Genomic DNA, 11,308 nt, shown 5'->3' with positions numbered 1-11,308 from the left:
ATAGGATAGGGTTCAACGCTATCGTTCGTTGTGGAATTTTACAACGGAGGCCGAACCAGCACCGCAGGTCGCCCGCCAAGAACACTCTTTAAAATCAGAAAAACGCGAATCGCCACAACGTCCATCAAAAACAAGCTCACCGTTTTCATCCACTTGGTAGAAAACTTCGTAAGTGATTTCGACAAGCTTGGAAGCTTGGACCACAGGGTCACGCATGACTTTTGATGTGATTTCAATCACGCAGTTGTCTTTTTGCTCGGAGGCTTCCGCTACTTCGTCAACCGCATTCCAATTGAGCTGGATCTGCTTAAAACCATCAACTTCAGGCTTTTTTGCACACGACGTAAACAAGACTGACAAAGCAAAAACAATAGAGACAGCCGAAACACTCCATATTAGAGAGAAATATTTTGAGAAACAGTTCATCGAGAATTCCATACACCAGCAGAGCGGACTCGCACTAATGGTCTTGGCGGGTCGCACGCCTGAACGTCGCCACAGTCACGCGGTTGCGTCCATTTTCCTTGGACGAATAGAGAGCCTTGTCCGCACGGGCAATGAGGGACTTCGGATCTTCGCCCGGCACCATCTCGGTCACGCCGAAGGAGCACGTCACCTGTTGCTGCGTAATGAGCGTTGCCGTTTCAACAGCCTTGCGCAACTTCTCAGCGAGGAACGCACCATTCTGGATGCTCGTATCGTCACTCAAGACGACAAATTCTTCACCGCCCCAACGCACGAGGGAGTCCGTATTGCGGATCATGCTCTGCACGAGCTTAGCAAGATTCACGAGCACTTCGTCACCGACAAGATGTCCGTAAGTATCGTTGATGTTCTTGAAGTGGTCGATGTCGAAAATCATGAACGACACGGGGCAACCAGTGCGATTCAGCTTTTCTTGTTCGCGGAGAAGCACGCTGCTAAAGCCGGCACGGTTGAGGCAGCCGGTCAGCGGGTCTTCCTTGCTGGAGCGTTCGTACTCGCTCTTTTCGATTTCCAAAGCACGGAGGTTCTTCTTGAGTTCTTCTTGCTTTTTCTTGTTCGCCGCACGTTCGCGGCTGTAGTCGAAGAACCTGATAATCAAGATGATAAGGAAGGTGACGAACCAGAGCGCAACTAGCGTCGTCACGAGATCGACCTTGGAAATTTTCTTGCCCTTGAAACGGAGTTTGCTGATTTCCATGCCGCCGTAGCCCAGCGGAGCGTTCGTGCCGGTCTGGATTTCAATCAGCGGAATGTTCGAAAGATCGACCCTTGCCTTGTGGACGTTGATTTCGTTCTGGGAAACCCACCAGCCCGCCACGCGGAATTCCTGCGGGACAAACACAGCCGGATAAGGCTCCTTAGTCGGAGTAAATTCAATTTCGTTGAACTTGAGAGAGGTCTCGTCGTTCTTGCGGTAAAGCAAGCTGTCGTAGCCACGCATGTAAAGGCGGACGGAACCTTCGTTGCGCGGCTTGAGCCACACAAAAAGGCTGTCGTAGTTGGAGAGGTCAAGTCCTCTAGACTTACCGTCACCGAGATAAATCTTGATGCCGACATACGGATAGGCGTAGCCCTCGCGAAGTTCATACTCGATAACGACAGCGCTGTCGTTACGCGTCATGGATATGGCCGAAGTTCCGCCGTCAACAGAGTCGGCACTGGCAACCACATGCGGATACTCCCCTAAATTTATATCCAGAATATCGTCTAGGAAATGCTGATATGCAAACATGGCTATGACGGTAACCATCAATAGCACTACAATCAGGAAGTTCATCCTGAATAGGGCATAAACATTTCGCATAACCTTTGAAGACATAATCACATATCCACTTGAGACAACTGCTAATTTAAATATATAAAAAAGGTCATTACATATTTTAAATTATCGTGAAAGCCATCGTCCAAGACGGGCTATTATGGGTCTCAAAGTATTCGCAAGTTCTTCCTGGGAATGAATATCCGGGTGTCCGTGCAACGCAACATTCGATGTAAAGACATGTTTGTACTCCAAATCGTCATGTCCGGCAGCGATTTCAGCATCGTAAATCGCCTTGACGGTCGGGCCAAGGTCGTCGTTGGGCCAGATTTTTGTCGAAAGGAGCAGGAACTTCACGCCCGGATGCGCCTTGCGGAGCTTGGAAAGCAAGTCTGCGTAGGCCTTCTTGAATTTTCGTTTATCCGCATACGGCGGGTTGCCCTGGAAGTCGTTGATGCCGACAAAGACGACAATCACCTGCGGATGGAAATTCTCGAAGTTCCAGCGTTCCGGCTTCGGGTATTCGGTCACGGAACCCATGACAGTGTAGTCGTAGAGCTTTTCGAGAGTCCATTTGGGCACGATGTTATCGTAATTGCGGACGAGACCGCGACCGCTGAACGCATTCACCTGATAGTCGGCATTAAAGCCTTTCGCAAGGAGGTAGGCGTAACTCTTGGATGCATTCGTCTTGTCAAACTCGGGAGCATCCTCGGCAGAGGAACCTTCGCAGCCATAGCCTACGGTAAAGGAGTCCCCGATGAACTCGATGCGGCGTGAAGAAGGTTTGGGAGCATCGCCGAACTCGCCGTCAAGCGTAATGCCGTGAAACTTGATTTCGGGAGCACCGCTTTCGCTAATCTTGATGAGACGGTACTTATGGAACGAACCATCGTCATCGACCTTGGTCGTGTGCACTTCTTTCGAGTCAATCTCGAACTGGTCGATTTGCTTGCCATCGCGGTCGAGACGCCAGCGGGAATGGCCTTCGAGCGAAACCGAAATCGCAGAAGCCTTGGCGTTAAACGTAATTGACGAGGCTGGCGCACTAGCTCGGCTTACGCCGTTATCATGAGCCCAACGGCCATTAAACAGAAGATTTTCCATAGAAGAGGATGCTCCGAACGAGAACGCGGCAAGCGTCCCCAAAAGAATGAAAATGCGGATAAGATTCATTGGAGGAATGATAGTAATTTAGACAATGAACGTGATATAAAACACTTGGGTTCCTCCCCCTTTGAGGACATCATCCGATTTGTGCTGTTAACGCTAGAGTACAAAAAAATCCCGGCCAAGCCGGGACTTTGCAACAATGCATTAAAAACTCGTCGCCAACAAATTATTCTTCGGCAAGAGCTTCCTTGTATTCATCAACAGTAGCGATATACTCGTCAATCATGTCTTCCTTGGAATCCAAGTGGGCAAGAATCTTTTCAAGATGATCCTTGGCGAACACAGTCTTGAGCTGGCGGGAGGCATGTCCCTTGTAGCCCCATTCCTTGAGGATTTCGTCGGTCACAACGAAAGAGTCGTCGAGCGAGACGAAACGCATCGGGCCATAGACCGCCCAGTTGTGCTCCATCTGCATGCATTCCGGTTCTTCCATTTCGGGGTTTGCCATGTAGCGCTGCACATGGCGGGTACGCACGTCCTTAATCTTGTCGATACGCATGTAACCCATGATGAGGTACTTGTTGCGCATTTCGGAATCGCTCAAACCTTCGTAGCGGGTGCCGAACAAAATGTAGCGGCTCTTGCTCTTCACAATCGTGTTGATAGCCTTCACATTGTAGCAGCTCATCAAACCATAAGTGCTAGTTTCGTAGTTCGGTTCGTAAAGAAAACCCTTTTCATTTTCATTCAGCTGGTCGCGAACAGGCATTTCGGACTGGTGGCTAGTTTCAACATAAAGCAGACTTCCCGCCATGTTGCCGCGGTAGTCCTGCCAACCTTCAAGATTGATCTGTGTTTTAGGCATTTTTAAAATCCACTCAATAGTTTAAAGTTCCAAAATTAAAACGAATACAAGCGGACCGAGTACGGTTCGTCAGTAACAACCACTAAAATATAATTTATGGATTAAAAAGTCAACGACTCCGCCGAAATATCATCCATTCCAAAGCGAAAAGCGCCTTTTTTGAAAAATTCTGCGGTATCGGTCGTCAAATATTTGACACAGCCACCCTTAGTAAGCCGTTTTTCCATGTCCACATGACGTTTCAGGTAGTCTAACGTCTTGTCCGCGACGATATCTCCCTGAACAACCAGCCGTACATGCGGTGGAAGTGCGGCCCGAATTTCATCTTCGAGGAGCGGGTAATGCGTGCAGGCGAGCAAAACCGTATCAATTTCAGGATCTGCAGCCAAGAGCTGTTCAACATCCTTTTTCACAAAAAAGCGCGCCCCCTCGGTACCGCGTTCGCCGTATTCCACGAGCGGCACCCACATCGGGCAAGCGTGCTGCGTCACTTTAAGGTTCGGGAAAAAGTGGCTGATTTCAAGAACATAGCTGTTCGAAGATACCGTCCCTGCGGTCGCGAAAATGCCGATATGCCCCGTCTTCGAGAAGTTCCCGATCTCTTCGGCGGTCGGGCGAACAATACCCAAAACACGGCGGTCCGGAAACTCAACCGGAAGCACCTGCTGCTGGATGCTGCGGAGCGCCTTTGCCGATGCAGTGTTGCAAGCGAGAATCACCAACGGACACCCGCGGTGAAACAGTTCACGCACGGACTGAAGCGTGTAGCGGTATATCGTCTCAAAGCTGCGGGAGCCGTACGGAGCACGAGCGTTATCGCCCAAGTACAAGTAATCGTACTGCGGGAGCGTATGGCGGAGCTTCTGCAGAATGGTAAGTCCGCCAAAGCCGGAATCAAAGACGCCGATCATAAGCTTCTTCCATCATTTTTCTAACATACGGGAGCAGTTCGTGACGCGGGTCCATCGCATCGCCGCCATGAGATTTCTTGAATTCGACCGTATCTATCGGTTCAAGAATTTTCACATTCACCGGGCGGTGTTTGCAATCCTTACGATGTTCCCAAGCTTCGTCGGAACCTTTCGTGACTATGGGCAAAATAATAGCGTTCGCCTCGACCGCAAGCCTAAAGCAACCGCTCTTGAACGCGACCATGCCTTCGCGTTTGCTGCGAGTGCCTTCCGGGAAAATGAAAAGTTTCGGCATTTTGCCCGACTGTACCGCCTTTTGGATAATCGCGGCACCGCCACCTTTTTCGCGGTCGATGAACACGCAGCCCAGCTTGTGCATCCAGAAGTTTAGAATCGGGATGCGCTGCAACTGAGTCTTTGCGATAAACCCTACGACACGCTGCAACGCAAGGAACGCAAGCGGAATATCGAGGTACGAGCGGTGGTTCCCCATGACGAACACCGGGCGAGTCCAATCGACCTTGGCCAGCTGGGCCTGATCTTCAATCGTCAAATCGACGCGGATTGCCTGCATGCAGAATCGGGAAAACTTCTGAACCTTTTCTTCAATCCAGGAATCCAGGTCTTTACGATGGAAAACATAGACAAATGCAATTTTTACAATATGGACAAGCATAAAGAGAAGTATTCTTGCCGTAGCGAATATTCTAAATAAAATAACAGGCATATTCATCTCTGTTTTTGAATTTTCCTTGGGCAAAAAGCGAGACCGCTTGAGTTTCGCCAGACGCCCTTTCCAATACCTACGTTTGCAATATAGTAAAACCAAAAAAGATTCTGCCCGCGTCACCCCGACATAGAACAATCGACGTTCCTCGTCCAGCTGTTTTTGCCGTTGTTTGCGGTTTCCGGTGCACTTTCCCGGCGTAAGACCCTCGGACATTCCGGCGTAATAGACCACGGCGTACTGAAGACCTTTGGAGGCATGGACGGTTTCGACATGAATTCCGTCTTCAAGGACTTCGCCCTCCCCCTCTGCACCACCCGACTCCGACACGACCGTCCCCGCAATCGGGAGACGGGCATCGCGAAGAGCCTCCTCGTAATAAAGCCGCTGACGGTTGTAACGGACGAGAATAGCAAAATTTTTCCATTGCAAGTCATAACTTTCACGGAGCTGCTTGATGGATTCGATAATTTTCTGCATTTCCTCGACCGGGTCTTCGCTTACCCAAATTTCGGGTTCCCGGTTTTCCTTGAAGATTGGAGAGCCACCCGAGCCGTTCATGTTGCCGGCACGCAAGACTTTCCGCAAGTGAATGGGCTTGTTTTCGAAAATGCGGTTCGAAAAATGCAATATATTTGCGACCGAGCGATAATTCCATTCCAAACGGATAAGCGAACTTTCCTTGAAGTCGTCGCGGAAACGGTTGATGTTCCCGATATCCGCCCCACGGAATCCGTAAATGGCCTGGTCGTCATCGCCTACGACGAACAGCGACTTGCGTTCGCCAAGCAGAGCTTTCACGAGCCGGTATTGCGACGGGTTGATGTCCTGGTATTCATCGACGAGAATTTCCGTCCATTGATTTTGAAAAAAGGTTCGAGCATCTTCGTGATTTTCGAGCAAATGAATCGCTTGGTAGATGAGGTCTTCAAAAACGACTTGTCCGGATTCCAGCACGCGATTACGCAAGGGTTCTAGCTTTTTCAAGAGCTTCGCAGGATGCGCGTCTGAAAAAAGTTCTTCTCGCGAGAAGCGGAACTTTCGACCGCCGACTTTCGCAAGTTCTTGCATAAACGATTTATCCGCCGATTCTGTCGGTACAGGCATTTTCTTGAACCCGACTAGCTCGTACGCAGGGCAAGATTCGACCACAGCTGTCATCCCACCCACTGCCGTCATCCTCGATTTAGTCGAGAATCTCCCTTCTTCACTTGTCATCCCCGATTTAGTCGGGGATCTCCTTTCCTCATCTTGCCTAACAGGAACTTTCGACTTGAGAATAAACAGTGCAAGCGAGTGGAACGTGCAGAGCCGCACGCCAGCATCGGGGAACAGCTTTTGCACGCGTTCTCGCATTTCGGCAGCCGCCTTTGCCGTAAACGTAAGCGCCAGGATTTTCTCCGGCTCGACTCCCGACATTATGCGGTACTGGATTCGTTTGGTCAAAACTGAAGTTTTTCCCGAACCGGCCCCCGCCAAAATTAAAAGTTGTCCATTCTTTTCGTGATCGTGTAGCACCGCCGCACGCTGGTCGGAGTTCAACCCCTTCAAAAGATTTTCTACATCCATATTCTTTATACGCTGACATAAACTGCACTGGATGGGGCAAGCCCCAACCTCTTTGGCTCGGTCATATCCATACAAGTATGGCTGCGACGCTCGCCTTTCGAGGTTGTCTCTCCCTTCACAGTCGAGGATGACGAATTCAGGATGATTCATCGCTGTCATGCCTGCTCAGAGGCGGGCATCTCCATTTCAATTATTTCAGCTTTTTGCGTTCCTTTTTAACGCAAGTTCATATAGCAAACGATATAGAAAACGATATAATAAACTATGGATCCTATCGCACAAGCCTTACGGCCTTGCTTCAGGATGACCATTTGCAGGTTCCGGCGTTGGCTTTTGTCCCATCAAAAACACAACAGCTCCGAACAAGCTCAATATTAAACTTACAAAATATGCAAGCAACTGAATCACGACCGATTCAAGTCCGGGCACGCCTGCACGTGCAAAAAGCGACTGCGCCAAAAATTCACGCGGACCAAAACCGCCAATCGAAATCGGGAGTGCACTCACAATGGCGACCAACGGAATGTAATAGAAATACCACGACATCGAGAGGTTGACGCCAACCGCGATTCCGCAAAAGAAATGCACAAAAATGCGAAGCGACTGCGTGACCATCGAAAGGCAAATGATGTTCACCCAAAGTTTCTTGGAACGGAACTTCTGGAAACGTTCAAACATGCGCAACAAACGCGTTTCGATTTTTTCGGGCAAAATTTTTGCCGCGAGGTTGCAAAAGAACTTGCCAATGCGGCGGCTCAACAGTGCGGCAAACAACACGCAGAAGCCCATGAAAATCCACACCGACGGCCATATAAACGCACGTTGTTCGGCATCGTGTACAAAGAACAACGCCCCCACCGCCAACGCAAACAATGTAATAAAGAAAAGCCCAAACAAGCGGTCGAACACCGTCGCCGTAAAACCAGCGCCCACTGTATCTTGCCCCCCCTGCATGCGGATGTCATAGACTTTTTTGACATCGCCGCCGACATTTCCAGGCATGAAGTTGTTGAAGAACAGCCCCACATGATAAAGCTTGAGGAGCTTGCCGTACGACATGCAAACGCCCTGTTTTTCAAGCAATAACTTCCACTGGTAGCAGGCCGTAAAGTTCGAAACCGCAAGGCAAAGCAAAGCAAGAACAAGCGGAATAACGCTATCGCTTTTGAACAACCTATAGAGGTCGCTCACATCCCATTCCGGATCGTTCACAATGTTGCAATAGACAAAGTAAGCCGGAACAATCGTCACAACCAGCTTTAAGCAAAAAATAAGCAAAGACTTGAGCTTCGGATTCAATTTCATTTTCGTACGCTCCCCTCAATCGTACGTTCCAACAATTCCAGGGTTTCGCGGGCTGACTTTTCCCAGCTGAACGATTCGGCGTAACGCTTGGCATTTTGACCGAGACTTGCACGCAATTCAGCATCGCCATAAACTTTTTCCATCGCAGAAGCGCAAGCAGCAGCGTCGCCCGACGGGAACAAGATTCCCGTTTCGCCGTCACGGACGCTATCACGCAGTCCCGGCACATCGGATGCAATCGTCGTCTTGCAAAGCTGAGCCGCTTCCATCACAGTAAGACCCCAGCCCTCTTTGTAGCTTGTCTGCAACAAAGCGAGCGAAGACGAAAGCAGTTCGTACTTGCGTGCCGCCGAAACGTAACCCGTCAACTCCACCTTGCCTTCCAGTCCATGCGTTTTGAGCCATACCGGGAGTTTCTTCAAAAGCGGACCGTCGCCAACAACATAGAGCTTGACTTCGGGGTGCGATTTCGAGAATTTTTCAAACGCTTCGAGTGCCGTCCAAATGCCCTTGTAGCGGTGAACGCGAGAAAGCCAAATGAAATAAGGTTCTGTAGCATTCGTCGCGTTTTCACTCGATACCGCACTCTCGGCAATTTTGGGTTTTTCGGAGCCGTTGTAAATCACGGAAATGCGGCTTTCATCCACGCCGATTTCGGCAAGTTCTTTCTTGGTGCTCGGACTTACGACAACAAACGGCTGCGTGCGGTAAAAGAACGGGATAATCCGCTCAAAGAACCACACGCCAAACGCGACCGGGAAAACAGCTTCTGCAAATATCGATTTCCGCCACAAGTGATGCATCTGCACCAAGAGCGGCTTGTGGACGAACCAGTGGGCAAAGACCGGCAACTTGTTCAAATCTTCCACAACAACGTCAAAGTTGAATTCGCGGTCGAGCTTTTTCAAATTCAGCGCCACCGTGAGCTGGAACATCAAATCGCCGCCCTTGCGGACAACCTGAATTCCATCGACAACCTCGCGTTCCTTAGCACCTGGAAACGATGTCGTAAACAGGACCACCGTGTGACCCATTTCTACAATCTTTCCGAAAATGCGATGCAAGTGCTTTTCTGCACCTCCAGCAGCCGGATGCATACGATCCCGATAATTTACGACGAGGATTTTCAAGCAACGACCTAAGGTTTACGTCCGATAACGCCAATGCAAAGTTGTGTGTAATGCATCACCGGCACAGACTGAAGGCTGTCCAAAATCTTGTCCTTGACCTTCTGGTAAGTCGTGCCGTCGAGCGGATACTTCGGGAGTTCAACGCCGAACTTGAAGCCAAGCTCGCGGAGGATTCGGTAGAAAAGGTTCGGACGCATCCAGTCGCCATACTGGTAAATGCATTCAAAGCCAGCATCACGCATGAGCGTCTTAAGCTGCCCCATCGTAAATTGCTTTTCCCAACCGGCAAACCACTTGTCCATCGCAATCAAGATATGCTTGATAATCGTGTAAGGGTGAACCGTCTGCGGCACATCGCAAAGGCAGCAACCGCCGTGCTTGACGATGCGGAAGTTTTCCTGCAAAAGCGGAAGCGAATCTTTGAAATGCTCGGCCAAGCCCTGGTGGAACACCAAGTCGAAAGTGTTGTCCGGGAACGGGGACTTGAACGCATCGCCACGGACCAAGTGCAAATTCGTGAGACTTTCGCTTTCGCGGAGCGAATTCACAATTTTAAGGCTATTTTCGGCATAATCGAGCACATAGACATCGGCACCCAAGCGAGCGAGTTCAGCACTGTCGCGGCCAGTACCGGCACCGACTTCCAGCACCTTCAGGCCTTCGAGTTTAAAATTCTTCTTGATAGCTTCTATAATAGACGGCGAAGACGGATAGACTTTGTCCATGTCGTTCTTTCGCTGCCAAAAACGGTTCCATACGGATTGATCGGGCTCTTTTATTGACATAACGGGGATAATATACGAAAAAATGAGAGTAGGAAGTAGGAAGTAGGAAGTTAGAAGTAGGCAGTAAGCAGTGATTAGTGGTTGGTGGTTAGTGGTTGGTGGTTAGTGATTAGTGATTGGAGGTTAGAGTGATGAGGTATGGGCGCGGACCTGCGGTCCTGTGAGGTCGCTTCGCTTTGGGGTGTGGGCGAAAGTCGCGACCACGGTCATCCTCGACCTGTCATTCTGGATTCGTCATCCTCGGAGCGAAGCGGAGGGAATCCAGTAAAATTTCAGGTTTGAAGTATGGAAAATACGCATTCCAAAATGAAACGTCGGGGGCCGAAGGATGGCGTCTATGTTCATAATGAACACATAAACAACGTTTCCTTTACATTTCCTTCCTACTTCCTACCGTCTACTTCCTACTAATTTGTCACGTTTTAAAAAATTTGTTATATTTTTACGACACTTTTTGTAAAAACGAGGCAATATTTTATGACTTTTCGCACAATGAAATCTTCAAATTTCTTATTTTAAGGACTTTTTGTAAAAAATTTGGAAAATTTTACAAAATTGGCACGCAACTTGCTTTAAAAAAGCGATATTATAAGGGCAAGGTTTTAAAATGCATATTGATTCTACCGATACCACTCTCAAAAGATACCTAGAAGATATCCGTCGTACCGCACCCCTATCCCGCGAAGAAGAACAGATACTTTTCCAAAAAGCTAAAGAAGGCGACAAGATCGCCCGTAAAAAGCTGATTTCTGCAAACATGCGTTTTGTGCTCAAGGTCGCCATCCAGTACCGCGGCTGCCCGATTCCGCTGCCGGACTTGGTCAGTGAAGGCGCTATGGGACTTGTCCGCGCCATTGAATCGTTCGAGCACACTCGTGGTCTTAAATTCATCAGTTACGGCGTTTGGTGGATCAAGGCATACATCACTCGTGCCATCAACGAACAGGGCAACCTTATCCGCTTGCCGGCAAACCAGCACCTCCGCGTGCGCAAGGCTTTGCACGAACAGTCTCGCGGTAAGGAAATCAACGAAGAAATCCGTGAATTGATCCAGATCGGTCAGCGCGGTGTTTCGTTTGACAGCCCGCTCAAGGCAGACTCCAAGGCGACTTACGCCGAAGTCCTCCCGGACAGCGGCGCATCGAACCCGGAAGCAGAT

10 protein-coding genes are annotated in these 11,308 nt (G+C 49.5%); 1 reads left to right on the top strand and 9 read right to left on the bottom strand.

The window, feature by feature from the left end:
* Positions 1 to 18 precede the first annotated feature (18 nt).
* From IKG78_RS14475 to IKG78_RS14435, 9 genes are all read right to left on the bottom strand, one after another.
* Positions 19 to 426 carry a hypothetical protein gene (locus IKG78_RS14475; RefSeq protein ID WP_290944751.1) on the bottom strand — a complete coding sequence of 136 codons (408 nt, stop codon included), beginning with the start codon at positions 424 to 426 and terminating at the stop codon, positions 19 to 21.
* Between the two features lie 34 nt (positions 427 to 460).
* The gene (locus tag IKG78_RS14470) at positions 461 to 1,804 is read right to left on the bottom strand and encodes a GGDEF domain-containing protein (protein ID WP_290944749.1); all 1,344 of its coding nucleotides are present in this window, start codon (positions 1,802 to 1,804) and stop codon (positions 461 to 463) included.
* 66 nt (positions 1,805 to 1,870) lie between these two features.
* Positions 1,871 to 2,920, bottom strand: a complete 1,050-nt coding sequence (locus IKG78_RS14465; RefSeq protein WP_290944748.1) for an SGNH/GDSL hydrolase family protein — start codon at positions 2,918 to 2,920, stop codon at positions 1,871 to 1,873.
* Between the two features lie 163 nt (positions 2,921 to 3,083).
* On the bottom strand, positions 3,084 to 3,722 hold the full coding sequence (locus IKG78_RS14460) for a hypothetical protein (RefSeq protein WP_290944746.1): 639 nt from the start codon (positions 3,720 to 3,722) through the stop codon (positions 3,084 to 3,086).
* Positions 3,723 to 3,823: 101 nt separating this feature from the next.
* On the bottom strand, positions 3,824 to 4,633 hold the full coding sequence (gene murI, locus IKG78_RS14455; protein WP_290944743.1) for a glutamate racemase: 810 nt from the start codon (positions 4,631 to 4,633) through the stop codon (positions 3,824 to 3,826).
* Positions 4,617 to 7,088 carry a UvrD-helicase domain-containing protein gene (locus IKG78_RS14450; RefSeq protein WP_290944741.1) on the bottom strand — a complete coding sequence of 824 codons (2,472 nt, stop codon included), beginning with the start codon at positions 7,086 to 7,088 and terminating at the stop codon, positions 4,617 to 4,619. The genes murI and IKG78_RS14450 overlap by 17 nt, the downstream gene beginning before the upstream one ends.
* A 126-nt stretch (positions 7,089 to 7,214) precedes the next feature.
* On the bottom strand, positions 7,215 to 8,234 hold the full coding sequence (locus tag IKG78_RS14445; RefSeq protein ID WP_290944739.1) for a lysylphosphatidylglycerol synthase transmembrane domain-containing protein: 1,020 nt from the start codon (positions 8,232 to 8,234) through the stop codon (positions 7,215 to 7,217).
* Positions 8,231 to 9,364 carry a glycosyltransferase family 4 protein gene (locus tag IKG78_RS14440; protein WP_290944737.1) on the bottom strand — a complete coding sequence of 378 codons (1,134 nt, stop codon included), beginning with the start codon at positions 9,362 to 9,364 and terminating at the stop codon, positions 8,231 to 8,233. The genes IKG78_RS14445 and IKG78_RS14440 overlap by 4 nt, the downstream gene beginning before the upstream one ends.
* Before the next feature lie 8 nt (positions 9,365 to 9,372).
* Entirely contained in the window at positions 9,373 to 10,149 is a 777-nt protein-coding gene (locus IKG78_RS14435; RefSeq protein ID WP_290944735.1) for a class I SAM-dependent methyltransferase, read from the bottom strand.
* A gap of 607 nt (positions 10,150 to 10,756) precedes the next feature.
* Between IKG78_RS14435 and IKG78_RS14430 the strand changes: the two genes are divergently transcribed.
* Positions 10,757 to 11,308 (top strand): sigma-70 family RNA polymerase sigma factor (locus IKG78_RS14430; protein ID WP_290944732.1); only part of this gene is annotated, 552 nt, incomplete at its 3' end.

The sequence above is a fragment of the Fibrobacter sp. genome, from assembly GCF_017545445.1.
GTDB lineage: Bacteria > Fibrobacterota > Fibrobacteria > Fibrobacterales > Fibrobacteraceae > Fibrobacter.
This window is presented reverse-complemented; position numbering and strand designations above follow the sequence as displayed.